Genomic DNA, 23997 nt, shown 5'->3' with positions numbered 1-23997 from the left:
ACAAACGGCAAGGCAAATGTCCGACAACAGCGACAAGACCACACATTTCGGGTTCGAAACCGTGCGCGAGGCTGAAAAAGCCGGGCGCGTACAGGGCGTGTTCAACTCGGTCGCCTCGAAATACGATGTGATGAACGACGTAATGTCGATGGGCATCCACCGTGTCTGGAAAGACGCGATGATGGACTGGCTGGCTCCGCGCCCTGGTCAGCGGCTGTTGGATGTGGCGGGCGGCACGGGCGATATTTCTTTTCGCTTCCTACAACGCGCGGGCCACGGCCACGCCACCGTTCTGGATCTGACCGAACCGATGCTGATCGAAGGCCGCCAGCGCGCCGAAGCCGACCAGATGTCGAACAGCCTCAACTGGGTGGTCGGTGATGCCATGGCACTGCCTTTCGAGGACAACACGTTTGACGTCTACACCATCTCGTTCGGAATCCGGAACGTCACCCGCCCGCAAGAGGCGTTGAACGAAGCGTTCCGTGTTCTCAAACCCGGTGGCCGCCTGATGGTGCTGGAGTTCAGCCAGTTGCCCAATGACGGGCTGCAAAAGCTCTATGATCTCTACAGCTTCAACGTCATCCCGCGCATGGGGAAGCTGATCGCCAATGACTACGACAGCTATCAGTACCTGGTCGAATCGATCCGCAAATTCCCGGATCAGGAAACCTTTTTGAACATGGTCCGCGCAGCGGGATTCGAGAATGCCAAATACCGCAACCTGAGCATGGGCATCGCGGCGCTGCATTCCGGATGGAAGATCTGACCTATGCGCGGCCCTCATAATATCATCCGCCTGATCCGCACAGGCGCCACCTTAGAGCGCACGGGTGCCATGAATGTCGTGCTGGATGCGTTTGAAGCCCCGCGTGCCGTGCGCATCCTGGCGCATACGTTGGGCAAACCCTTCCAATGGCTGGGTTACAAAGGCGATCCCAAGATGCCGCCGGCGACGCGTGCCCTGACCGCGCTGGGTCCGGCCTACATCAAGTTTGGCCAGGTGCTATCGACCCGCCCGGATGTTGTAGGCAACGAACTGGCAAGCCAGCTGCGTGTGTTACAGGACAAACTCCCCCCTTTTTCCCGCTCAGCAGCAATGGCCGAAGTGGAAAAGGAACTGGGGCAGCCGGTGGCCGAAATCTTCAGTGAATTCAGTGATCCGATTGCCGCCGCTTCGATCGCACAGGTTCACAAGGCCAAACTGACCAGCACGGGCGAAGACGTCGCCGTCAAGGTCCTTCGCCCCGGCATCGAACGCGCCTTCAAAAAGGATGTCGACGCTTTCTATTTTGCCGCCCGCATTGTTGATCTCTTTGCCCCCGGCGCGCGCCGGTTGCGCCCGATGGAGGTCATCGAGCATTTCGACGGAATCGTACGCGGCGAACTAGACCTGCGTCTGGAAAGCGCGGCTGCTTCGGAATACGCCGCCAACACAAAGGATGATGCGGGCTTTTGGCTGCCGCCCGTGGTTTGGTCGTTGTCCGCACGCCGGGTGATGACGCTCAGCTGGGCAGATGGAATCCCGCTTGGCGACAACGAGGCTCTGGATGCCGCGGATCACAACCGCAACGATCTGGCTCAGCGGGTCTTGCGCCTGTTTTTGCTGCACGCCCTGCGCGACGGCTATTTTCATGCCGACATGCATCAGGGAAACCTGAAAGTCGCGGCAAACGGCGACATCATTGCCTATGACTATGGCATCATGGGCCATATCGACGAATACACCCGCCGGGTCTATGCCGAGATCCTGTTCGGCTTCATCCGTCGCGACTACAAGCGCGTGGCCGAAGTGCATTTCGAGGCGGGCTATGTCCCCGCCAATCAGGACGTTGACGAGTTCGCCCGGGCCCTGCGCGCGGTCGGAGAGCCGATCTTCGGTATGGACGCTACGCATATCTCCATGGGGCGTTTGCTGAGCTACCTGTTCGAAGTAACCGAACGGTTCGGGATGGAAACCCGGACGGAACTGATCCTGCTGCAACGCACCATGGTTGTGGTCGAAGGCGTCGCGCGGTCACTGGACCCCCACATGAACATCTGGGAGGTCGCGCGTCCCGTGGTTGAAGATTACATCAAACAGTCAATCGGCCCGCGCGCCGTTATGCGGGACTTCGGCAAGACAGCAATGGTTCTGGCCCGGTTTGGCCCACGCCTGCCTGGATTGGTTGAAAACGCGCTGATTGCGCAGACCCAGCAGGAAGAAACCAAAGGCAACGGAGTCGTGGCGTCACTTCTGACCGCCGCAATTGGCGCCGCTTTCGGTGCGGCGGCGGTGCTTTTGATTACAGTATTGGGTTAACTCCGGCCCGCCTGCTTCATCTGGCCAAAAATATCCTCGGGGGGAATCGCGCCATGGCGCGATGGGGGGCAGACAGCCCCCCTGCCCGATCTCAGATCAAAGGCGCTCGATTGCTATGGCAATCCCCTGGCCGCCCCCTATGCACATGGTGATCAGACCTTTGGAACCACCGGTGCGTTCCAACTCGTAGAGGGCCTTCAAAGTGATGATCGCACCGGTCGCGCCCACCGGGTGGCCCAGAGCGATCGCACCACCGTTGGGGTTAACCTTCGATGCGTCCAGCCCAAGCTCCTGATTGACAGCCAAAGCCTGCGCAGCGAACGCCTCATTGCTTTCAATGACATCAAACTCTTCGGCGGACAGCCCGGTCTTCTTTAGCAGATTCTGAACCGCCGGAACCGGTCCGATCCCCATCACTTCGGGCCGAACCCCGGCATGGGCATATCCCAAAACGCGCGCCCTGGGCTTCAATCCGGCTTTCTCGGCGGCGTCTGCCGTCGCCAGAACCATGGCCGCTGCCCCGTCATTGATACCCGAGGCATTTCCGGCAGTAACACGACCGTCTTTCTTGAACACCGGTCGCAAACCTGACAGCGCCTCAAGCGAGGTTGCTTTCGGGTGCTCATCAATCTTGAAATCGACCATGTCGCGCTTGACCTTGACCTGCACTGGCGCGATCTGGCTTTCGAAATAACCCGCCTCGATCGCTTCCGCCGCGCGGGTCTGGCTGGTCATTGCAAAAGCGTCCATCTGCTCACGGCTGATCTGGTGCTCGTCCGCGACGTTCTCGGCGGTGATACCCATATGCCCGGTTCCGAACGGACAGTTCAGTGCTCCCAGCATCATATCCAGCGAGGTGACATCACCCATCTTTGCGCCCCACCGCGCCTGCGGAATGATATAAGGGCTGCGCGACATGCTTTCGGCGCCGCCTGCAATGGCGAATTCCGCATCGCCCAGCATCAGCGACTGTACCGCCGACACGATCGCCTGTGCACCAGACCCGCACAGCCGGTTCACGTTCATTGCGGGGGTGCCGTTTGGAATTCCTGCCTGCATCGCAGCGACCCGCGACAGATACATGTCACGCGGCTCGGTGTTGATCACATGACCGAACACAACATGCCCGATTTGCGCGCCTTCGACACCGGACCGCTCCAGCGCCGCCTCGGTCGCAACAGTCGCCAGATCAATCGGCGCGGTCGAGGCCAGAGCCCCGCCAAAGGTGCCAATCGCGGTGCGGGCACCATCGAGAATTACGATGTCGGTCATGGATCACTCCTCCTGAATTTGACCGCAGTATGCACACGCAGAATGATGATGTCGCGCAAGACGTCCCGTCACGGACGGAATTGACAATGCTCCGCTCAGCGCGCATGAAATTCCGTCATGACGGAAAACACAGACGATATCCTGACACGCCTCCCCGCCCGCCTGAAAGAGGCTCGCCGGGCCAAGGGCCTGTCCCTCGAAGCGGTCGCCAACTTAAGCGGCGTCTCCCGGTCCATGGTCAGCCAGATCGAACGGGGCGAAAGCAGCCCGACCATCTCGACACTGTGGAACCTGACCCGCGCCCTGCAGGTGGATTTTGCGGGCCTTCTGGAAGACTCCAAAGCCAAGGATCAAATCGAGGTGCTCAAGAAGACCGAAGTGCCAAGTATCGATAACATGGGCGAGCGATGCCGGATTCACATCCTGTCGCCGCCGGAAGAGGCCGGTGGGCACGAAGTTTACGATATTCAGTTCGAAGACGGCGGTGCGTTGAACAGCCAGCCCCATAAGCGGGGCGCACGGGAACAGTTAACCGTTTTGGAGGGCGCCGTCCGGGTCACTTCGGGGAACGCCATTTCGGACTTGAAGCAAGGCGATACCGCCCGGTATGCGGCGGATATTGCGCATTCCATTTCCGCCGATGGCCCGGCACGGGTTTTCCTGATCGTGAAAAACGCCTGACATCAGCAAATTTCCGCCTTCACGGAAATTTTTCCTTCATACTGTAATTCCCCTATTTGGGAATCTTGTCCGTTATGTTAGAAACGCGACTCAGATGAACGGAGGTCGCCATGGCAGATGCATTCCTGTCCCACATCACGGACACCCTTGCGCAGATCGAAGCAGAAGGCCTGTACAAACGCGAACGAATGATCACCTCGCCCCAGGGCGGTGAGATTACGGTAGGCGACAGGCAGGTTATCAACCTGTGTGCAAACAATTACCTGGGTCTGGCCGATCACCCGGCGCTGATCGAGGCTGCCACGAACGCGATGGGACCTAAAGGGTTCGGTATGGCTTCGGTGCGTTTCATCTGTGGTACGCAGGATATTCACCGGGAACTGGAACAGGCGTTGGCGAAGTTCCTGAACAAGGACGATTCCATCCTGTTTGCAGCCTGTTTCGACGCCAATGGCGGACTGTTCGAACCTTTGTTAGGCCCGGAAGACGCCATTATCTCGGACAGTCTGAACCACGCGTCGATCATTGACGGCGTGCGGCTGTGCAAGGCGAAGCGCTATCGCTACATGAACAATGATATGAACGACCTTGAAGCCTGGTTGAAACAGGCGCGCGAGGACGGGGCGCGGCATATCATGATTGCCACGGATGGCGTTTTCTCCATGGACGGCTATCTGGCCAATCTGCCGAAGATCCGCGAGCTGGCCGATAAATACGATGCCATCGTCATGGTCGACGATTGCCATGCCACCGGCTTCATGGGGCCGAACGGTGCGGGCACACCCGATCATTTCGGCGTCGATGTGGATATTCTGACGGGGACTCTGGGCAAGGCACTTGGGGGGGCAATCGGCGGCTATATCGCCGGGCCGCAGCCAGTGATTGATCTGCTACGGCAGCGGGCGCGGCCCTATCTGTTCTCAAACTCGCTGCCGCCTTCCATCGTCGCCGCAGGGCTTGAAGCCATCCGTCTGGTCGAACAGGGCGACATGCTGCGCGCTCAGCTATTCGGCAATGCGAAATACTGGCGCGCGGGTCTGGAAAAGCTTGGATTTGATCTGCTGCCCGGCGAGCACCCGATCATCCCCGTGATGCTGGGAGAAGCGCAGTTGGCGCAGGACATGGCCGCACGTCTGTTTGACGAAGGCGTCTATGTTTCGGGCTTCTTCTTTCCTGTCGTGCCACGCGGAAAGGCGCGGATCAGAACCCAGATGAATGCGGCCTTGACAAGGGACGAACTGGACAGCGCACTGGCGGCCTTCGGTAAGGTCGGCAAGGAGCTGGGAGTGATCTGATGCGACCCAACACAATGAAGGCGCTCGAGAAGTCCAGGCCCGAGGAAGGGCTTTGGATGGTGCGGGCTCCAGTGCCGGAAATCGGCCCTGATGAGGTGCTGATCAGGATCAACAAGACCGGTATCTGCGGCACCGATATTCATATCTGGAACTGGGATGAATGGGCCGCGCATACTGTTCCGGTGCCGATGATCACCGGCCACGAGTTTGCCGGAGAGATTGTTGAGATCGGACGCAACGTGACGGGTCTTGAGGTTGGCCAGCGGTGCTCGGGGGAAGGGCATCTGATCGGGACCGACAGCCGACAGAGCCGCGCAGGCAAGTTTCACCTCGACCCCGGCACGCGCGGCATCGGGGTAAACGAACAGGGGGCGTTTGCCCAATACCTGAAGCTGCCCGCCTTTAACGTTGTGCCCTTGCCAGACGATGTCCCGGATGAAATCGGAGCGATCCTTGATCCGCTCGGCAATGCGGTGCACACGGCGCTCAGCTTTGATTTGCTGGGAGAGGATGTTCTGATTACCGGAGCGGGTCCCATTGGCATCATGGCTGCTGCGGTCGCCCGTCATGCCGGGGCACGGCATGTGGTGATCACCGATATCAACCCGGATCGTTTGAAGCTTGCCGAACATGTCGTACCCACGGTTCGCGCCATCGATGTCAGCCGCGAAGACCTGAAAGACGTTATCGCTGCGCTTGGAATGCAACAGGGGTTCGATGTGGGCCTGGAGATGTCAGGCTCACAAGCCGCGCTGGATCAGATGGTCGAAGCGCTGGTGATGGGCGGCAAGATTGCCCTTCTGGGTATCCCGCCCGGCAAATCCCCGGTCGACTGGTCGCGCATCGTGTTCAAGGCGATCACCATCAAAGGCGTCTATGGCCGCGAGATGTTCGAGACCTGGTACAAGATGATAGCCATGCTTCAGAACGGCCTGGATGTCAGCCGGGTCATCACTCATCGGTTCAACGTCGACGATTTCGCCAAAGGGTTTGAGGCCATGAAATCCGGTCAATCCGGCAAAGTGGTGCTGGACTGGACCTGAAGTGACAAAACGAAAACAGCGGCCCGAATGAGCCGCTGTTTTTCTTTGTCTGATTGTGTCTGGATCAGTCCAGCGAGCGGGTAACTTCTTCGCGTTCGAAGATTTCGATGACGTCGCCTTGGCGGATGTCATCGTAGTTCTCGAATGCCATACCACATTCCTGACCCGACTGGACTTCGGCCACTTCGTCCTTGAAGCGCTTCAGCGTCTTCAGCGTGCCTTCGTGGATCACCACGTTGTCGCGCAGTAGACGGACGCCTGCGGAACGACGGGCAACACCTTCGGTGACCAGACAGCCAGCAACCTTGCCAACACCGGTGACCTTGAAGACTTCGCGAATCTCGGCGTAGCCGATGAACTTCTCGCGAATTTCGGCGCTCAGCAGACCCGATGCGGCCGCTTTCACGTCATCAACGAGGTCATAGATCACAGAATAATAGCGGATCTCAACACCCTTCTGGTTCGCCGTATTCCGGGCTGACGCGTTGGCACGTACGTTGAAACCAAAGACCGGCGCGCCGGAGGCTTCAGCCAAGCCGACATCCGTCTCGGTAATCGCACCAACGCCCGAGTGCAGTACACGCACGCGCACTTCGTCGTTTCCGATCTTCTCCATCGCCTGAACAATGGCTTCGGCAGAACCCTGCACGTCGGCTTTGACGAGGATCGGCAACTCGGCCACGTTCTCGTCTTCCTTGGCTTTCTGCATCAGCTGCTCAAGGGTGGTCGCTGCACCGGCGGCGGCGCGTTTGTCCTTGGCGGCTTGTTCGCGGTAGGCTGCGATCTCACGGGCCTGTGCTTCGGTCTCGGTCACGTTCAGAACGTCACCGGCCTCGGGCGTACCATTGAGGCCCAGGACTTCGACCGGAACCGAGGGGCCAGCTTCCTTGACGCGTTCGCCCTTGTCGTTGATCAGCGCACGGACCTTGCCGTACTGTTCACCCACAACGAAGATATCGCCCTGACGCAGCGTGCCGTTCTGAACCAGAACAGTGGCCACAGGACCACGGCCCACATCCAGCTGCGCCTCGATCACGGCGCCCTGGGCGGCGCGGTCGGGGTTGGCTTTCAGTTCCAGAATCTCGGCTTGCAGCGCGATGGCCTCCAGCAGTTCGTCCAGGCCCTGACCGGTGATGGCCGACACTTCGACGTCCTGAACTTCACCCGACATCTTCTCGACGATCACTTCGTGTTGCAGCAGGTCGGTGCGGACCTTGTCCGGGTTCGCGTCCGGTTTGTCGATCTTGTTGATCGCCACGATCATCGGCACTTCGGCCGCCTTGGCGTGGTTGATCGCCTCGATCGTCTGCGGCATCACCGCGTCATCGGCCGCAACCACCAGAACCACGATATCCGTGACCTGGGCACCGCGCGAGCGCATCGAGGTAAAGGCCGCGTGGCCCGGCGTATCCAGGAAGGTCAGCGTGGTGCCGCCATCAGTTTCGACCTGATAGGCGCCGATATGCTGGGTGATGCCACCGGCCTCGCCTGCGACGACCCGCGCATCGCGGATCGCGTCCAGCAGCGAGGTCTTACCGTGGTCAACGTGACCCATGATCGTAATGACCGGCGGGCGCGGTTGCAGATCTTTTTCGCTGTCTTCGACCTCTTTGATGACGTCCTCGACATCCGAATCGGAAACACGGGTGACCTTGTGGCCGAACTCTTCGATGATCAGCTCGGCTGTATCGGCGTCGATGGTCTGGTTCTGCGTCACCATCATGCCCATCTGCATAAGGGATTTGACTACATCGGCCACGCGCTCGGCCATACGGTTCGCCAGTTCCGAAACCATGATCGCTTCGGGCAACTGTACGTCGCGGATCACCTTTTCGCGCTCGACCGGGCCGCCCATGGCTTTCTGACGCGCACGCTCCTGCTTGCGCTTCATCGACGCCATCGAGCGCTGACGGTTACCTTCGCCACCGGTGGCCTGACCCAGTGTCAGCTTGCCGGACCTGCGGTTGTCGTCACGCCCTTTGCCGCGACCACGTTGTTCGCGTTCGCGATCCTGCTTGCGCGGAATCGCCGCTGGCGCAGGCTTGCTGGCCGGGCTGCGGGCCGCCTTGGGTTCTTCGGGGGTCGGGGCCTCAGCGGCGCGTTTGGCGGCTTCTTCCGCCTCTTTGCGCTTGCGCTCTTCGTCTTCTGCCTTCTGGCGCGCACGTTCTTCGGCCTCACGCTGTTCGCGTTCCTTGGCCTCTTGCTCGGCACGGCGGCGGGCGCGTTCTTCTTCACGCGCCTTTTCTTCCGCCTCGCGGGCAGCAGCCTCGTCGGCCTCCCGCGCCTTGGCGGCCTGCAATGCCTTCATGCGGCGCGCCATTTCGGCATCCGAGATGCCGGCCGGACGACGTGAAGGATCACCCGACGGCGCAGCGCCGCCACCTGGCTTGCTGGCACCCGGCTTGGGAACCACCACGCGTTTGCGTTTGGTTTCCACCACGACATTCTTGGTGCGTCCGTGGCTGAAACTCTGTTTCACATTTCCGGGGCGTGCCCCGCCACGAAGACCCAATGTCTTTTTGCCGTCACTATCGCTCATAAAGCTTCTTACCCTTCCGAGCGGCCCTTGCCGCCGTCATCCGTTTCGCGCAAGCCACGCAGGCGCTGCGCTTCCTCTACAACACGTTTGGCGAGTCCGCCAGAGGCCAGAGCCGCATGAATCACGGTTTGGCGCCCAAATGCCTGTCCCAACTCGTCCGCCGTCAGCCAACCGATGTATTTTCCAAAATGCGGCGTGCTCAGTTTCGACTTGCCGCGCCCCGATCCATCGGTGGCCTGAATCAGTACCTGGGCCTCTTCCCGGTCCAGCCACGTCTTGACCTTTTCGTAGCCGGCGACCGCATCGCCGGACTTGCGGGCCAAGCTCAGCAGTTCAATCACCCGGCGCGAAATCTGCCGCTCGACCTCATCCGCCAGATCCTGCGGTATGGTCACCTGAGCCTTGAACCCGCGTGCAAACAGTTTCTTGCCCACGGCCCGGTCCAGTGCGGCGCGATCCGCCGCCACATAGACCCCACGTCCCGGCAGTTTCGCCGCGACATCCGGATAGACCTGACCGTCCGGCCCCGTCACAAAGCGTATCAACCCATATTTAGGCTGAACTTCGCCCGTGGCGATGCACTTGCGTTCAGGTCCTTCGGACCGGTCTTTATGGACGCCACCGCGACCCATTCACGCCACCCGAGGCCTGAAATCAGGCCTCGGCCTCCTCGTCTGCAATTTCACTGTCTTCTTCGGCCTGCTGCAGTTCGGCCGGGTCAACCCAACCCAGCATGATGCGGGCCGTCATGACCAGATCCTGTGCTTCTTCCAGCGTGACGCCGAAAGGCTCCAGAACACCGTCATCCTTGATGCGTTCGCCGTCGACCGTGGTCCAGCCACCGGCCAGTTCCCAGTCCGCGCAGGTCGCGAAGTCTTCCAGTGTCTTCACATCGTCCTTGGCCAGCGCCTCAACCATCTGGGGTGTCAGGCCTTCGAATTCAATAAGGCTATCCTCGGCGCCCAGGGCGCGGGCAGCATCCAGCGCGGCCTTGGCCTGTGCTTCCAGGAATTCCCGCGCGCGGGTTTGCAGTTCCTGCGCGGTGCCTTCGTCAACACCGTCAATGACCAGCAGCTCGTCGATCTCGACGTAAGCCACCTCTTCGAGGTTGGTGAAACCCTCTGAGACCAGCAACTGAGCAAAGAATTCGTCCAGATCCAGGCTTTCCATGAACAGCTTGGTGCGGGCTTCGAATTCCTTCTGACGACGCGCCGACTCTTCGGCCTCGGTCATGATGTCGATGTCCAGACCGGTCAGCTGGCTGGCCAGACGCACGTTCTGACCCCGGCGACCGATGGCAAGGCTCAATTGTTCCTCGGGGACCACAACCTCGATCTTGCCGGCTTCTTCGTCCAGAACCACCTTGGAAACCTCGGCGGGTTGCAGCGCGTTCACCAGGAATGTCGGCTGATCTTCGTTCCACGGGATGATGTCGATCTTTTCGCCCTGCAGCTCGTTCACGACGGCCTGCACGCGGCTGCCGCGCATACCGACGCAGGCACCGACGGGATCAATTGAGCCGTCATAGGAAATCACGGCAATCTTCGCGCGCGAGCCGGGGTCACGGGCCACGGCCTTGACCTCAATGATGCCGTCATAGATTTCCGGCACTTCCATCTTGAACAGCTCAGCCATGAATTCCGGCGCGGTACGCGACAGGAAGATCTGGTGGCCGCGAACCTCGCGGCGGACTTCCTTGATATAAGCGCGCACACGGTCATTCGGGCGATAGCTTTCGCGGCCAATCTTGTCGTTGCGGCGCAGAACGGCCTCGGCACCACCCAGATCGACGATGACATTGCCGAATTCTTCGCGCTTGACGGCACCGTTGATGATGGTTCCGGCGCGATCCTTGAATTCTTCGTACTGACGATCACGCTCAGCCTCGCGGACCTTCTGCAGGATCACCTGTTTCGCCGACTGGGCAGCGATACGACCCATTTCGACCGGCGGCACCTCTTCAGCGAAGACGTCACCGACTTGCGGGTCTTCCATGTACTGCTTGGCCTGCTCGACGGTGAACTCGGCCTGATAGTTTTCCAGCTCGTCATCCTCGACCACGGTACGAACGCGGGTAAAGGTGGCCTTGCCGGTCTTACGGTCGATGCTGACGCGAATGTCCATCTCGGCGCCGTAGCGGCTCTTGGCGGCGCGGGCGAGCGATTCTTCCATCGCTTCGACAACCAGACCGGGGTCGATCATCTTTTCGCGGGCCACGGCCTCGGCGGTCTGCAGCAGCTCCAGCTGGTTGGCTGAGGTGATTGCCATCAGTTCGTCTCCTCTTCGGACCCTTCGGTCTCAATATCGTCGAAAGCGTTTTCGTTCAGGGCACCGGCATCCTTGCGCTGGCGCAGCATTTCCTTGATCAGGTCGTCGGTCAGGACCAGCTTGGCGTCGCTCAGCCAGTCGAACTGCAGACCGATGGTGATCGTTTCTGACCCTTCGGGGATGTTTATCAGAACCTCGTCCCCTTCGATCCCGGCCAATTCACCCTTAAAGCGGCGGCGGCCGTCGATCAGCTCGGCAGTTTCGATCTTGGCTTCATACCCTTCGAAAGTCTCAAAATCCTTGAGACGAGTCAGAGGGCGGTCGATACCGGGGCTGGACACTTCCAGCGTATAGGTGTCAAGGATCGGATCCTCGACATCCAGCGTGGCGCTGACCGCGTTTGAAATCTCGGCGCAATCATCCACTTCGATACCGCCATCGGGCTTGTCGGCCATGATTTGCAGCGTGGTCTGTTTGCCGCTCATCAGGCGAATACGGACCAGCTCATACCCCAGATCCTCAATCACGGGGGTAATGATCTCGGCCAGTCGCCGATCGATGGCAGCTTTGGCTATCAGGTCGTTTGTCATCAGGTTCTCTACCCATGAATCGGGCACAAAAAAACGGGCGCGCGGCCCGTCGATCTTTTCCGGTGGAGCCCCGGACCCTAGCCCGACACGCCGCTGTTGAAACTGCATATACGCAGGGTTTTCCGAAACTGCAACCCCCGGCAGTTCACACTGAATGGAATTACGCCACCCACCACCTTTCGGCGATGCGCCCGTCGTCGAGCGCGCGGCCCTTTCCGATCTGGCGGGGCATTCCCACATGAGCAGCCAGCGCCAGTGCCATCTCCGATTCGGCGGGATAAAACCGCAAACCTCTCTGGCCCTTCAGCCCCTCCGAGGCAGGCAAGGCAGCGATGTCGACATACCCATCCCGCAATGCTTCAGAGCGGACATTTGGATCCGGAATGACGATGATTTCCACGGAGTCCGCCCAACCGGCCTGTCCGTCCTTGTAGTGGCCGCTCACCTTGCGCCCGAGGAAATGGCGGCCATCCTCGGCACGCTCGACACGGTAACACCCCGTCCCGTTCGCGGCGTGCAGTGGCGTGACCCCCTGCCCCTTGCGTGTAATGACAAACCGACTGTCGGCCAGAAGAAACGGCAGGCCCGGATTGGCCGCGGCCAATTCCAATCGTATCGAAGTCAGGGAAAGCGGTTCGGCCTGTCCGACTTCTTCCAGAACGGCCAGAACATCACCCATTTCCAAAACCGCGCCATCGTGAAACAGAACATTCTGTCGCAGCTCGAAATTCCAAACGCGCGCCTCGGCATCGGTTTGCCAACTGGTTGCCAGTTCTCCACGCAAGGTGCCATCCGGCGCAATCTCGGTCAGCGTATCGAACACCGCGCCGCGCGCCACTTGCTCGAGGCTGTCATCACGGGGCACGGCCAACCGCAAAGCCCCGCCCGATTTCGGCGTATCCGCCAGCGAAGCTCCGGTCGCCGCCAGCAGAGCGGCGGCGGCACCCGACGCAAACAGGGCTCGGCGGTCGATCCGTGTCATGCTACAGCCTCCTCGGCCACACGGTCCATGATACGGACCAGTTCGGCGCTAATTCCGGGCTCAGAGAGGGCGTGGCCTGCCTGCCGCACCATTTTCAGCTCGGCGTTGGACCAACGGTCGGCCAGATTCCAGGCTGCCTGCGGCGGGCAGATCATGTCATAGCGACCTTGAACGATATGGCCGGGAATATGTGCGATCCGATCCATCCGATCCAGAATCTGGCCGTCTTTCTCAAGAAATCCACCATTCATGAAATAGTGGTTTTCAAGCCGAGCAAAGGCGCGCGCATACTCTCCGGGGCTTTCCCCGGTCGATCCGTTGGAATGGATCGAAGCCAGCGCATTCTCCCAACTGGACCAGGCGCGGGCATACAGGATTTCGGTCGCGCGATCGCCTGAAAACAGGCGTTTGTGATAGGCGGTGATTGTATCGTGCAGTTCAGATTCGGGCAGCAGGGACGTGAATTTCGCCCACTGCTCGGGCCAGAATTTTCCGGCCCCACCGCCATAGAACCAGTCCAGTTCGGCCTTTGTCATCAGGAACACGCCACGCAGCACCAGACGGGCAACGTGATCCGGATGGGCCTGCGCGTAGATCAGCGCCAAGGTGGCCCCCCAGCTGCCGCCAAAAACGATCCACTCATCTATGTCCAGCAAAACCCGCAAGCGTTCGATATCGTCAACCAGATGCCATGTCGTGTTGTCCTCGACCGCAGCGTGGGGCCGGGACCGGCCACAGCCGCGCTGGTCGAAAAGAATCACCCGGTAAACATCAGGATCAAAATAGCGGCGCATCGCCGGACTGCAGCCGCCACCCGGGCCGCCATGCAAAACCACGACCGGTATCCCGTCGGGATTGCCGCATTGTTCCATATAGATGCGATGCCCGTCGCCCACATCCACCATCCGCTGATCGAACGGGTCGGTCGGCGGGTAGAGATATTGAACTGCGCGCTTTTGGTCCGGGTACTTGTCCATTATTGGCCTATATAGTCCTTACGGGTAAAAGAGCATACGGAGACAGGAATGCAAGCGCATCCGAACACGGTCGACCCTTCCGAGATCGCAAAATTCGAAGCGATGGCCGCGGAATGGTGGGATCCGCATGGTAAATTCAAGCCATTGCACATGCTGAATCCGTGCCGTCTGGACTATATCACACAACAGATTGCGGGCGAGTTCGATCGCGACCTGAAGGACCCTGATCCCTTTGAAGGCCTGCGTTTGCTGGATATCGGATGCGGTGGCGGATTGCTGAGCGAGCCGATGTCCCGACTGGGGGCCGAGGTCGTCGGCGCCGACGCCGCCGCAGGCAACCTGCCCGTCGCACGTATTCATGCGGAACAATCCGGGCTGCAAATCGACTATCGCCACACAACGGCCGAATCGCTGGCCGAGGCAGGCGAACAGTTCGACGTTGTCCTGAACATGGAAGTTGTCGAACACGTTGCTGATCCGCTCAGCTACCTGACGGCGACCCAGCACCTGCTAAAACCCGGCGGACTGCAGATCTGTTCGACCATCAACCGCAATCCGAAATCCTACGCCATGGCGATTATCGGAGCCGAAGTGGTCATGCGCTGGCTGCCGCGCGGCACCCATGAGTGGCACAAGTTCATCACACCAGACGAATTGTTCGACCTGCTGCGCCAGGCAGGGCTGGACCCGGTCGACCGCAAGGGGTTCGTGTTCAACCCAATCCTGTGGAATTGGTCAATTTCCGACCGCGACCTCAGCGTGAATTACGTGACCGCAAGCGTGAAGCCGGGGTGAGCTGATCGAGATGGGGGCAAGCGCCCATCTGACGCTGGATGCCGAATTGCCCCTATTCACCCTCAAGCTGCAACCGCAAATCCCGCAACACGGGCAGGGTGCTGCGGACCCGCTCCAGACCCAACTCTCCGACCACTCGGTTGATCAGCGGTGCAATCGACGAAATCGCCTGATCGCGCGCTCGGCGGCCGGCGGGGCTGATCGCCACCATCTTACGACGGGCATCGTCCCAGTCGGGTCGAATGTGGATGTATCCGGCCCATTCCAGCTTGGCCAAAGTGTTGGTCATCGCACCTCGGGTCACATGGAATGTGTTGGCCAGTTGCGCCGGGCTGCGCTCGTCTCCGACAAAGACCAGATGGTTCAGCACCGAGAAATGCGAGATCTCCATGCCCTTGGGCAGCACCCGGCTGAGCCGGTTTCGCAAAAGCTGATCGGCGGTCAGGATCTCGCTGAAAAGCGTGACCGCAAGGGCATTTTTCTCGTCCGTCATATTCCGGTTCTGGATCAGGGCCCGTCGAAAGGCCGCACGTGAGTCAATGAGGGCACACGGCTGCGCGCCTGTGTCACAGAACTATCATCCAAATCGAAAATGTGAATGCCCGGATCGTTACCTGCGTCGATCAGCACCTCTCCCCAAGGGGCCACAACCATGCTGTGGCCATAGGTATGACGCGTCCTGCCGCGGGTTTTCGGATGCTCACCCGTTTGTGCCGGGGCCAGAACCCAACAGCCGGTCTCAATCGCGCGCGCGCGCAACAACGGTTCCCAATGGGCCGCGCCGGTAACCGGTGAAAAAGCCGCCGGAACAGTCAGAATCCGCGCGCCGGACTGCGCCAGCGCCGCGTAAAGTTGCGGGAAGCGAATGTCATAGCAGACAGTCATGCCAACCTTGCCGAAATCGGTCTCGGCAATCACTGCCTTGTCGCCTGGCCGATAGTTCCTGGATTCGCGGAAGGTCTCAGACTCGGTGACCTGCACGTCGAACATGTGAATCTTGTCATAGCGGGCCACGATCTGACCCTTCGGTTCGATCAGGAAGGACCGGTTGGCGAATCGCCCATCTGCGTCATGGGTCCTGACCGCCAGCGAGCCGATCAGCAGCCAGACACCAAGCGTGGCGGCCTGTTCTCGCAGGCCGGCCAGCGTGATGTCATCTTCTTCGTGCTGCAAAACTTCGCGCTGCCGTGTGGTGCTTGTCGAGACGCAATTCGTGACCTCGGGCGTCAGGACAAACTGCGCGCCCTGCGCTGCCGCATCGGCCATCATGGCGCGCACCATAATGAGGTTTTCTGCCGGGTCATCCGACGAAGTGATTTGCAACAGCGCCGTTTTCATCAGGCCGCCAGCAGACGGTCCAGCTTGCCCTGCCGGTCCAGCTCGTACAGGTCATCGCAACCGCCGACATGGATGTCACCTACAAAGATCTGAGGCACCGTGCGTTTACCCGAGGCCCGTTTGATCATCTCTGGTTTTCGCTTGGGGTCCATCAGGACATCGATTTCTTTGAAATCGATACCCTTCTGCTTGAGCAGGCGTTTGGCAGCGTGGCAAAAGCCGCATAGCGGCGAGGTGTAGATTTCTACCGGCTTCATGTTCCGTTCCCTAGATTTCGCGCAATCTTGAGCGAATTAGGCATCCTTGGCAACGCGCGCCAGTACCAACACGAAAATATGATTTGCCCCCGCGATCTGGCATGCCCGGGTACAGGCTGCCAAAGTCGCGCCGGATGTCATCACGTCATCCACCAGAAGGATATCGCGGCCTGTCAGCAGGTTTCGCCGCTTGGGGTGAACTGCGATCGCATCAGACAGGATGTCCGCCCGTTCCGCTGCGGTTTTGCCATCCAGAACCGGGGTTTTTGTTCGACGCACCAGCAGGTCCGGACACATGTCCAGGCCGGTTTCACGGGCCAGACTTTGCGCCAGCAGGGCAGACTGATTGTATCGCCGTTTCAGCAGGCGCGACCAGTGCAACGGGACAGGTGCGATCAGCATCTCGTCGCGAAGCAGATCTTGGCCTGCCCGCGCCATCCAAAGGGCCGCTGTTCGGGCCAGTTCGGGCCTGTCACCGTGCTTGAAGCTCAGGATCAGCGATCGTGCCTGACCCTGATACAACAGCGCTGCGCGCCCGTCCCTCCATGGTCGGGGGCTCGCCAGACAATCGTCGCACTCGATTCTGTGACCATCCGCCTCGCCCTCTATCGGCATTCCGCAGGTTTCGCAGACGGTCCCGCCGATAAATGGTGTGTCACGCCAACAGGAGCCGCACAAACCAAAGTCGGATTCCGTCAATACGCCGCATCCCAGGCAACGCGGCGGGTAGATCAGTGCAACAACGGTTTGAATCCGCTGCCACATGCGATACTTGCGACCCATGAAACTGCCTGCCGACACTGCACCCTCGCCGTTTGATCGCTCGATACTGACCATGCGCCGCGCCCGTGCCCGGGACGATGCGTTGTTCCTGCATCACGCTGCCATGGATGAGGTGAAGGATCGGCTTTTGATGGTTAACAGAACCTTTACAGCACCGGCGATTATCACTCCGTTCCCGCATCTCTGGCGCGATTTTCTGCCCGCTGCTACCACCATAGCGGATAGTGAGGTTCTGGAGCTGGAGAGTGGATCGCATGATCTGGTTATTCACGCGATGGCGCTGCACTGGGCCAATGACCCGGTCGGGCAATTGATCCAATGCCGTCACGCCCTGCGCCCGGACGGGCTGCTGCTGGGCGTCTGTCCCGGTGGTGAAACCCTGCACGAACTGCGTGCAGCCCTGGGCCAGGCAGAGATCGAAGTAACCGGGGGGCTCAGCCCCCGCATCGCCCCGATGGCAGAACTGCGGGATCTGGGTGGGCTATTGCAGCGGGCCGGATTTGCATTGCCCGTGGCCGACAGGGCTACCGTGACAGCGGAATACCGTGACCTGATGCACCTGATGCACGATCTTCGCGCAATGGGTGAGACCAATATTCTGACCGCCCGTCTGAAATACCCGACTCAACGCCTTATCTTTGACAAAGCCCAGACCATCTACAACCGCCACTTTGCGTCGCCTCAGGGCCGTCTGCTGGCGACGTTCGAATTGATCTGCCTGACAGGCTGGTCCCCGCACGACAGCCAACCGCAACCGTTGCGCCCCGGGTCCGCCCGCATGCGACTAGCTGAAGCTTTAGGGACAAAAGAAGGCAAACTGTCCGATTGACCGCCGGGCATTTCCGTTTATCTCAGGCCGGACCACAAAAACTCAGGAAGCTTAAATGACTGACGCAACCCGCCCCGACCATGCACCAGCCGACCACCCAAAGGTCAAAACGGGCCGCGTCGGAATCCTGCTGGCAAATCTCGGCACGCCGGATGACTACAGCTATTGGCCGATGCGGCGTTATTTGAACGAGTTTCTGTCGGATCAACGCGTGATCGACTATCCAAAGTGGAAGTGGCAACCGATCCTGCAGGGGATCATCCTGACCAAGCGCCCGTTCAGCTCGGGTGAGGCCTACAAATCGATCTGGAATCACGACGAGGGCGAAAGCCCGTTGATGACGATCACCAAGGACCAGACAGCCAAGCTGCGCAACGCAATGCAAGATCGTTACGGCGATCAGGTGATGGTCGATTTCTGCATGCGCTATGGCAACCCTTCGACCAAGTCCAAAGTAAGCGAGATGGTGGCGGCGGGCTGTGACCGCATCCTGTTCTTCCCGCTCTACCCGCAATACGCGGGAGCCACGACAGCGACAGCAAATGATCAGTTCTTCCGGGCGCTGATGGAGGAGGTCTGGCAACCGGCCACCCGGACCGTACCCGCGTATTTTGACGAACCTGCCTACATCGACGCATTGGCGGGGTCGGTTGAGCGCGCTTATGCAGAGATGGAGACGAGGCCCGACATTCTTGTCTGTTCCTATCACGGGATGCCGGAACGCTATTTGCAGCAAGGCGACCCCTATCACTGCCAATGCGCAAAAACGACCAGATTGCTGAAAGAGCGGCTGGGCTGGACAGACGATCAGCTGGTTTCGACGTTCCAGTCCAGGTTCGGACCCGAGGAATGGCTGAAGCCCTACACCGTCGATCACGTCGCCGATCTGGCGCGGCAGGGCAAAAAGAACATCGCGGTAATCGCCCCGGCCTTTTCAGCCGACTGCATCGAAACGCTGGAAGAAATCAACGAAGAAATTCGGGAAAGCTTTGAGGAGGCCGGCGGCGAGGGCTTTACTTATATCCCATGCCTCAACGCCGATGATTCGCATATCGCCGCACTTGGCGCGGTGATCGAAGACAATCTCAGGGGCTGGCTGGACTGAACGACCCACGGACCGGACACAAAAAAAGGCGATGGATAAATCCACCGCCTTTTCTTTGATCAGCTTGTCGAATTAGCTTGCTGCAACAGCTGCGGCAACAACAACCAGCAGGATCAGCGGCAGGATGATACCCTGCGACGAACCTTGGGTTTCTTCGACAACGACAGGTGCCTCTACAACCGGCTCTTCCAGGTTGCCAGCATAGGCAGTCGAAGCAGCAGCGGTCAGAGCAGCGGCGAGAACGAGTTTTTTCATATTAACCTCCAGAATTTGCGTGATTCCGATTAGTGGAGTCACACATCTAAGACTTACCTCGTGTTTTTTTCTAATCAGCAATGCGCAGGGATTGCAATTGCAACTTGATCGCCAAGCGGGTTCGTGCATGAAAATGTCGTCAAATTAGCAACACTTGCGTGCCAACCTTCGCCATAGAAAACAGCTCGGCAATGTCCTCGTTGAACAGGCCGATACAGCCGTTTGAAGACCGGCGCCCGATTTTGCGCGTGTCATGGGTGCCGTGAATGCGATAATATTTCCAGCTCAGATACAAAGCATGTGTTCCCAAAGGGTTATCCGGACCAGGCGGGATATAGTCGGGCCATTCCGGATTTCGCTTCTTCATCGACGGCGTCGGCGACCAGCTTGGGCCTTCGACCTTCCGGATCACGCTCGTCCGTCCGCGGCGGGTCAGTTCTTCGGTCAATGGAACCGAAGATGGGTAGAGTTTGTATACAGATTGATCATCTGACCAATAATGCAGCGCCCGCGAGACGGTATCGACCAAAATGGCACCGTTTCTGGTATTGGAAAAATAGGGCTGCCAGTCCAACGCCCGGAAGCCCGAAACATTGCGGCGAACCGCCGGTTCTGCTTCCGGAGCAGGACGCAATGGGTCTCCGGGAATGTACTGGGCGATTGCCGGCGTGGCCAGCACGGCCGTCGCACCTGCCAGAAATCCGCGGCGGGTCGAGGGCTGAATACGTTTTTTGACCATGACAAAGGGTCCTTTGCTTAGGTGACTTGGAAATTTCGGATCATTTTATTGCCAGAATGCTTCAGTCGCAAATCAAACCGGCAGAATCACGCGGGTTGTGGCCATTGTACGTTTGCCCAGCGCGTTCAGTCACGCTATGCCCGTTGATAACACAATTATCAGGTCGATCATGACGCGTATCCTTTCTCTGCTAGTTATTTGCCTTGTCGCACTGGCGGCATGCACGGACACCTCAACCACAGCCTTGGGGGCCGACGGGCGGCCGTTGCCGACAGTCTACAAGATTCGCGGCAGCACCGATAAACTACAATTCCGCATGTTGGATTCGGTGAATGCACTCCGTCAGGCCTCGGGCCTGCAACCGGTTCAACTGAATGCCCAACTGAATGCGGCCGCAGCCACCCATTCCAAAGACATGGCCCGTCAGAACCGCCCCTGGCATTTCGGATCGGACGGATCCTCGCCCATCGATCGCGCCGCGCGCGCAGGCTACTTCGGGACCTTCCTGGGCGAAGCGATATCGGAAACCTACGAGACCGAGACCGAAACCCTGGCCGCATGGATGCAGGAGCCCGGCCCGCGCGCCGTCATCATGGATCCGAAGGCAAGCCAGATGGGCTTTGCCTGGCATCAGGAAAAAGGCGGCAAAATCTGGTGGACACTGGAAATGGGCACAGGCGGCTGATCGCCTCGGGCCGCAACAAAGCCTCCGGATAGCGGGGGCTTTTTCAATAGAGCCAGGTTACGCAGCCTGCATCGACTGCGCTTCAGTCAGAATGGCATAAAGTTTGACGGGGTCAGGATTTGCCCGCAACTTTGCGCAGACAGATGTGTCACGCAAGGTCCGCGACACAAGCGCCAAAGCCTTGAGATGATCGACACCCGCTTCTTCCGGCGCAAACAACGAAAAGGCAATGTCGACTGGCTGACGGTCGACCGAACCGAAATCAATAGGCTTTTCCAGCATGACGAATACGCCCGAAACGGCCTGAAGCTGCGGCAATCTCGCATGTGGTAGCGCCACGCCATGGCCAACCCCGGTCGGGCCGAGGCTTTCACGCTCCAGCAGGCTGTCCACAACTTCCTGCGCGTCCAGCCCAAGGGTGGCGGCAGCGACATCGCTGATTTCCTGAAACAACCGCTTCTTGCTGGAAGCAGATGACAATACACGTACGGCTTCGGGCTTCAGTATGCTCGACAGCTCCATGATCACGCTCCATGACGTTGCCCCGGCCAAAACCGGGGCCCGTCTTTCAATCTTGCCTGTTACGGATCGATCCACCCGATATTGCCGTCATCCCGGCGATACACGACATTCAATCCGTCCTTGTTTTCATTACGGAACACCAGCACCGGGGCGCCTGCAAGTTCCATTTGCATAACAGCTTCGCCAACGCTGAGAGATGGTATCTTTGTTTCCATCTCAGCCACAATCATAGGCTGCAGCGATTCGGGTTCGTCAGCCGTCTCCGATTCATTAGAGGCGAGGATATATGAGGACGCGCCGAAGAGTTCAACCGGCTCGGATCGATCCTTATGGTGGTCTTTCAGGCGGCGCTTGTATCTGCGCAGTTGTGTCTCCATTTTGTCGCAGCAAGCCTCGAATGCCGCATATATCTCGATTGCGTGGGCCTTGGCCTGGGCGGTTAGGCCCGTCGACAGATGCACCGTGGTCTCGCATACATATTCATGCGCTGAACGGGAAAAGACGACGGCGGCGTCCGTCGGGCGCTGGGCATACTTACCCACAACCTCGCCCAGCTCGGTCTGCACGTGGGTCTGCAGCGCCGCGCCGATGTCGATCTGTTTTCCGCTGATTTGGTAACGCATGTGATCTCCTTCACAATTCACACCCATTCTGACGCCACGTTACGCGGCGAGCTTGTTTTTATCGGGTGGGGGGTAGCGACATGTTTTGTGGTTGTCTGCCATCGCGCCCTTCGGAGAAGGGATATCGTGATCCAGACTGGAGCCGCAAAACTGCCATGAGCCAATTGAGCCAAGAGGCGGCGGAAGAGTCAATCAAAACAAAAGCGTATTTGTGTAATTTCCGACATGCAGCAAGTGCAGATCAGCGCAAGCCTATGAAATCCTGAAGTTTTCACCCAGATACACGCGGCGCACATTCTCGTTTTCAACAACTTCGTCCGGCGTGCCGGACATCAGCATCTTTCCGTCATGCAGGATGTAGGCCCTGTCCACAATTTCCAGCGTTTCGCGGACGTTGTGATCCGTGATCAAAACACCAATTCCGCGCTTTTTCAGGTCGGCAACCAAATGCCGGATATCCCCAACACTGATAGGGTCCACACCCGCAAACGGTTCATCCAAAAGCAAATACTTGGGATCGGCAGCCAGGCAGCGGGCGATTTCCACCCGGCGTCTTTCCCCCCCTGACAAAGCCAGGGCCGGGGCCCGCCGCAAATGCTCGATCGAGAAATCGGACAAAAGTTCTTCCAAACGTTCCTTGCGGCGATGGGCGTGGCTGACGGTTATGTCCAGCACAGCGGCGATATTGTCCTCGACGCTCATGCCGCGAAAAATCGACATCTCCTGAGGCAGATAACCGATCCCCATCCGGGCGCGCCGGTACATCGGCAAAGTCGTGACATTGTGCCCGTCCAGCGTGACCGTGCCCGCCTCGGGGAAAACCAGCCCGGCGACAGAATAGAACGTCGTCGTCTTGCCCGACCCGTTGGGACCAAGCAAAGCCACAACTTCGGACCGGCCCAGTGTCATCGAAACATCCCGGATCACGGTCTTCTTGCGATAGGACTTTCGCAGTTTCTCGATTCTGAGACCCGAGGTGCCGTCGGCAACGGATAAGTTGGGTCGTGCCATCAGTTGTTGCCCTGTTGCAGGATCGTTTTCACCCGACCGGTCATGGTTGCGGTACCTGTGGTCAGGTTGGCATTCATCTGATCGCCGCTGATGACGCTTGGCCCCTGTGTCAGAAGAACATTGCCCTTCATCAGGATCACACCGGAATCAATCGTATATTCGGCCCAATCCCCCTGCGCCGCGTCGGGAGGGCTTACCAGAACCACGTCTTCCGTGGCCTCTAGCCGCTCGATCGCCGAACGCTCGTTGTTGTAGATGACCAGAACTCGTTCTGCAGTCAGACGCATTTCGCCCTGAATCACGATGACATTTCCCAGAAACTCGGCCGACCCGTTTTCCTGATTGACGTTGAGTGTTTCCGACGTCACTTCGACCGGCAAACTGGGGTCCGCCTTGGTCGACCCAAACGCCACCTGCGTTTCCTGCGCGGTCGCGGAAACGGCACTCGTCACCAGAGCGATGCAAACAAGGGCAATTCGAAAATCAAACACACTTCATCTTTCTGCTTTTGCCGGCTCATACACCAGCTTTACGCCATCTGTAAAAACAATATGGACCGGTCCGTCTTTTTTTTCAGTCCCAAATGTCATGCGCCCGGCCGAGAAATCACCGATCGGTCCGGTTCCGTTAACCTGACCCGGTGTATCCCCGCGGATTTCATCCAACGAGGTGTTCAGCAAATCCGTGGTGACCTGGATGCCGTCCGTGGTGGTTATGACTACGTCGCCGACAAAAGTTGCCGTCTTTTTGTCTGGTCGGATCATGCCCGAATTTGAATCCAATGTTATGACACCGCCATTCAACAGCCCCAGACGCCCCCGAAACTCGGCCGCGGTCGGGACAGATCCTTCGGCCCCTTTTGCCGCCTGTATGGCCTTGATGTGTACGTCTTCGCCCTTGCGGGTTGTGCCCCGGTAGTCGGGCTGGGTAATAACCTGGTCGGCAAGGCGATCGTTGATTTCCGTTTGCGGGAATGGAACCGACACGTCTGTCTCGATGCTGCGGGACAGAAGGAACACCGTGGACAGCATCAGGATAGCCACCAGTGGCAACAGCACCTTCAAGAACTGTACCATGCGGGAATAGCGGTCCACAGTTTCCACCTT

Annotated in this window: 27 protein-coding genes; 9 read left to right on the top strand and 18 right to left on the bottom strand. The window is 59.1% G+C overall.

The window, feature by feature from the left end; genetic code table 11:
* Nucleotides 1-16 precede the first annotated feature (16 nt).
* The gene (ubiE, locus tag ACR0FE_RS20730; RefSeq protein WP_480914979.1) at nucleotides 17-769 is read left to right on the top strand and encodes a bifunctional demethylmenaquinone methyltransferase/2-methoxy-6-polyprenyl-1,4-benzoquinol methylase UbiE; all 753 of its coding nucleotides are present in this window, start codon (nucleotides 17-19) and stop codon (nucleotides 767-769) included.
* A gap of 3 nt (nucleotides 770-772) precedes the next feature.
* Nucleotides 773-2302, top strand: a complete 1530-nt coding sequence (gene ubiB / locus ACR0FE_RS20725; protein WP_480813720.1) for a 2-polyprenylphenol 6-hydroxylase — start codon at nucleotides 773-775, stop codon at nucleotides 2300-2302.
* Between the two features lie 96 nt (nucleotides 2303-2398).
* Here the strand turns inward: ubiB and ACR0FE_RS20720 are convergent, their stop codons facing one another.
* Nucleotides 2399-3574: an acetyl-CoA C-acyltransferase family protein gene (locus ACR0FE_RS20720; RefSeq protein WP_480914977.1), complete on the bottom strand. Its 1176-nt coding sequence runs from the start codon at nucleotides 3572-3574 to the stop codon at nucleotides 2399-2401.
* A gap of 117 nt (nucleotides 3575-3691) precedes the next feature.
* On the opposite strand from ACR0FE_RS20720, the gene ACR0FE_RS20715 reads away from it, so the two are divergent.
* From ACR0FE_RS20715 to tdh, 3 genes are all read left to right on the top strand, one after another.
* A complete protein-coding gene (locus tag ACR0FE_RS20715) occupies nucleotides 3692-4255 on the top strand; it encodes a helix-turn-helix domain-containing protein (RefSeq protein WP_480914975.1) in 564 nt (187 codons plus the stop codon).
* A gap of 110 nt (nucleotides 4256-4365) precedes the next feature.
* Complete coding sequence (locus ACR0FE_RS20710; protein WP_480914973.1) at nucleotides 4366-5550, top strand: glycine C-acetyltransferase; 1185 nt, start codon at nucleotides 4366-4368, stop codon at nucleotides 5548-5550.
* Nucleotides 5551-5564: 14 nt separating this feature from the next.
* Nucleotides 5565-6593 (top strand): L-threonine 3-dehydrogenase, encoded by a 1029-nt coding sequence (gene tdh / locus ACR0FE_RS20705; RefSeq protein ID WP_480914994.1) that lies wholly within the window; start codon nucleotides 5565-5567, stop codon nucleotides 6591-6593.
* Nucleotides 6594-6657: 64 nt separating this feature from the next.
* On the opposite strand, the gene infB is transcribed toward tdh, so the two are convergent.
* The 6 genes from infB to pip form a co-directional block, all read right to left on the bottom strand.
* Nucleotides 6658-9132 carry a translation initiation factor IF-2 gene (gene infB / locus ACR0FE_RS20700; RefSeq protein ID WP_480914971.1) on the bottom strand — a complete coding sequence of 825 codons (2475 nt, stop codon included), beginning with the start codon at nucleotides 9130-9132 and terminating at the stop codon, nucleotides 6658-6660.
* Nucleotides 9133-9140: 8 nt separating this feature from the next.
* On the bottom strand, nucleotides 9141-9764 hold the full coding sequence (locus ACR0FE_RS20695) for an RNA-binding protein (protein WP_170615495.1): 624 nt from the start codon (nucleotides 9762-9764) through the stop codon (nucleotides 9141-9143).
* Nucleotides 9765-9786: 22 nt separating this feature from the next.
* Nucleotides 9787-11400 carry a transcription termination factor NusA gene (nusA, locus tag ACR0FE_RS20690; RefSeq protein WP_480914968.1) on the bottom strand — a complete coding sequence of 538 codons (1614 nt, stop codon included), beginning with the start codon at nucleotides 11398-11400 and terminating at the stop codon, nucleotides 9787-9789.
* Nucleotides 11400-11990, bottom strand: a complete 591-nt coding sequence (rimP, locus tag ACR0FE_RS20685) for a ribosome maturation factor RimP (RefSeq protein ID WP_480914966.1) — start codon at nucleotides 11988-11990, stop codon at nucleotides 11400-11402. The genes nusA and rimP overlap by 1 nt, the downstream gene beginning before the upstream one ends.
* Nucleotides 11991-12150: 160 nt before the next feature.
* On the bottom strand, nucleotides 12151-12972 hold the full coding sequence (locus tag ACR0FE_RS20680) for an ABC transporter substrate-binding protein (protein WP_480914965.1): 822 nt from the start codon (nucleotides 12970-12972) through the stop codon (nucleotides 12151-12153).
* The gene (pip, locus tag ACR0FE_RS20675; RefSeq protein ID WP_480914963.1) at nucleotides 12969-13949 is read right to left on the bottom strand and encodes a prolyl aminopeptidase; all 981 of its coding nucleotides are present in this window, start codon (nucleotides 13947-13949) and stop codon (nucleotides 12969-12971) included. Before pip ends, ACR0FE_RS20680 begins: the two co-directional genes overlap by 4 nt.
* Before the next feature lie 48 nt (nucleotides 13950-13997).
* On the opposite strand from pip, the gene ubiG reads away from it, so the two are divergent.
* On the top strand, nucleotides 13998-14744 hold the full coding sequence (gene ubiG, locus ACR0FE_RS20670; RefSeq protein WP_480914961.1) for a bifunctional 2-polyprenyl-6-hydroxyphenol methylase/3-demethylubiquinol 3-O-methyltransferase UbiG: 747 nt from the start codon (nucleotides 13998-14000) through the stop codon (nucleotides 14742-14744).
* A gap of 52 nt (nucleotides 14745-14796) precedes the next feature.
* Here ubiG and ACR0FE_RS20665 read toward each other — a convergent pair whose 3' ends face one another.
* The 4 genes from ACR0FE_RS20665 to ACR0FE_RS20650 are packed head-to-tail and all read right to left on the bottom strand — an operon-like array spanning nucleotide 14797 to nucleotide 17122.
* Nucleotides 14797-15237, bottom strand: coding sequence for a MarR family winged helix-turn-helix transcriptional regulator (locus tag ACR0FE_RS20665; RefSeq protein WP_010442526.1), 441 nt, complete (start codon nucleotides 15235-15237; stop codon nucleotides 14797-14799).
* Between the two features lie 14 nt (nucleotides 15238-15251).
* On the bottom strand, nucleotides 15252-16082 hold the full coding sequence (locus tag ACR0FE_RS20660; protein WP_321250503.1) for a carbon-nitrogen hydrolase family protein: 831 nt from the start codon (nucleotides 16080-16082) through the stop codon (nucleotides 15252-15254).
* Nucleotides 16082-16339, bottom strand: a complete 258-nt coding sequence (grxC, locus tag ACR0FE_RS20655) for a glutaredoxin 3 (RefSeq protein WP_170615509.1) — start codon at nucleotides 16337-16339, stop codon at nucleotides 16082-16084. Before grxC ends, ACR0FE_RS20660 begins: the two co-directional genes overlap by 1 nt.
* A gap of 36 nt (nucleotides 16340-16375) precedes the next feature.
* Nucleotides 16376-17122, bottom strand: a complete 747-nt coding sequence (locus ACR0FE_RS20650) for a double zinc ribbon domain-containing protein (RefSeq protein ID WP_480914960.1) — start codon at nucleotides 17120-17122, stop codon at nucleotides 16376-16378.
* On the opposite strand from ACR0FE_RS20650, the gene ACR0FE_RS20645 reads away from it, so the two are divergent.
* Both ACR0FE_RS20645 and hemH read left to right on the top strand, forming a co-directional pair.
* The gene (locus tag ACR0FE_RS20645; protein WP_480914958.1) at nucleotides 17121-17951 is read left to right on the top strand and encodes a methyltransferase domain-containing protein; all 831 of its coding nucleotides are present in this window, start codon (nucleotides 17121-17123) and stop codon (nucleotides 17949-17951) included. The genes ACR0FE_RS20650 and ACR0FE_RS20645 overlap by 2 nt on opposite strands.
* Nucleotides 17952-18006: 55 nt before the next feature.
* Nucleotides 18007-19056 carry a ferrochelatase gene (gene hemH, locus ACR0FE_RS20640; protein WP_480490802.1) on the top strand — a complete coding sequence of 350 codons (1050 nt, stop codon included), beginning with the start codon at nucleotides 18007-18009 and terminating at the stop codon, nucleotides 19054-19056.
* A 72-nt stretch (nucleotides 19057-19128) separates the two neighbouring features.
* On the opposite strand, the gene ACR0FE_RS20635 is transcribed toward hemH, so the two are convergent.
* Both ACR0FE_RS20635 and ACR0FE_RS20630 read right to left on the bottom strand, forming a co-directional pair.
* Nucleotides 19129-19311, bottom strand: a complete 183-nt coding sequence (locus ACR0FE_RS20635) for a hypothetical protein (protein ID WP_010442520.1) — start codon at nucleotides 19309-19311, stop codon at nucleotides 19129-19131.
* A gap of 139 nt (nucleotides 19312-19450) precedes the next feature.
* On the bottom strand, nucleotides 19451-20050 hold the full coding sequence (locus ACR0FE_RS20630; RefSeq protein WP_321250490.1) for a L,D-transpeptidase: 600 nt from the start codon (nucleotides 20048-20050) through the stop codon (nucleotides 19451-19453).
* 169 nt (nucleotides 20051-20219) lie between these two features.
* On the opposite strand from ACR0FE_RS20630, the gene dalA reads away from it, so the two are divergent.
* Nucleotides 20220-20735, top strand: a complete 516-nt coding sequence (gene dalA, locus ACR0FE_RS20625; RefSeq protein ID WP_170615517.1) for a divisome-associated lipoprotein DalA — start codon at nucleotides 20220-20222, stop codon at nucleotides 20733-20735.
* Between the two features lie 57 nt (nucleotides 20736-20792).
* Here dalA and ACR0FE_RS20620 read toward each other — a convergent pair whose 3' ends face one another.
* From ACR0FE_RS20620 to lptC, 5 genes are all read right to left on the bottom strand, one after another.
* Nucleotides 20793-21257: a PTS sugar transporter subunit IIA gene (locus ACR0FE_RS20620; RefSeq protein ID WP_170615519.1), complete on the bottom strand. Its 465-nt coding sequence runs from the start codon at nucleotides 21255-21257 to the stop codon at nucleotides 20793-20795.
* A gap of 59 nt (nucleotides 21258-21316) precedes the next feature.
* Complete coding sequence (gene hpf / locus ACR0FE_RS20615; protein WP_170615521.1) at nucleotides 21317-21880, bottom strand: ribosome hibernation-promoting factor, HPF/YfiA family; 564 nt, start codon at nucleotides 21878-21880, stop codon at nucleotides 21317-21319.
* A 252-nt stretch (nucleotides 21881-22132) separates the two neighbouring features.
* The gene (lptB, locus tag ACR0FE_RS20610) at nucleotides 22133-22891 is read right to left on the bottom strand and encodes an LPS export ABC transporter ATP-binding protein (RefSeq protein ID WP_170615523.1); all 759 of its coding nucleotides are present in this window, start codon (nucleotides 22889-22891) and stop codon (nucleotides 22133-22135) included.
* Nucleotides 22891-23382, bottom strand: coding sequence for an LptA/OstA family protein (locus tag ACR0FE_RS20605; RefSeq protein WP_170681930.1), 492 nt, complete (start codon nucleotides 23380-23382; stop codon nucleotides 22891-22893). The genes lptB and ACR0FE_RS20605 overlap by 1 nt, the downstream gene beginning before the upstream one ends.
* Before the next feature lie 3 nt (nucleotides 23383-23385).
* Nucleotides 23386-23985, bottom strand: coding sequence for an LPS export ABC transporter periplasmic protein LptC (gene lptC, locus ACR0FE_RS20600; RefSeq protein ID WP_480914954.1), 600 nt, complete (start codon nucleotides 23983-23985; stop codon nucleotides 23386-23388).
* Between the last annotated feature and the right edge of the window lie 12 nt (nucleotides 23986-23997).

The organism is Ruegeria sp. K7 (assembly GCF_056531785.1).
This window is presented reverse-complemented; position numbering and strand designations above follow the sequence as displayed.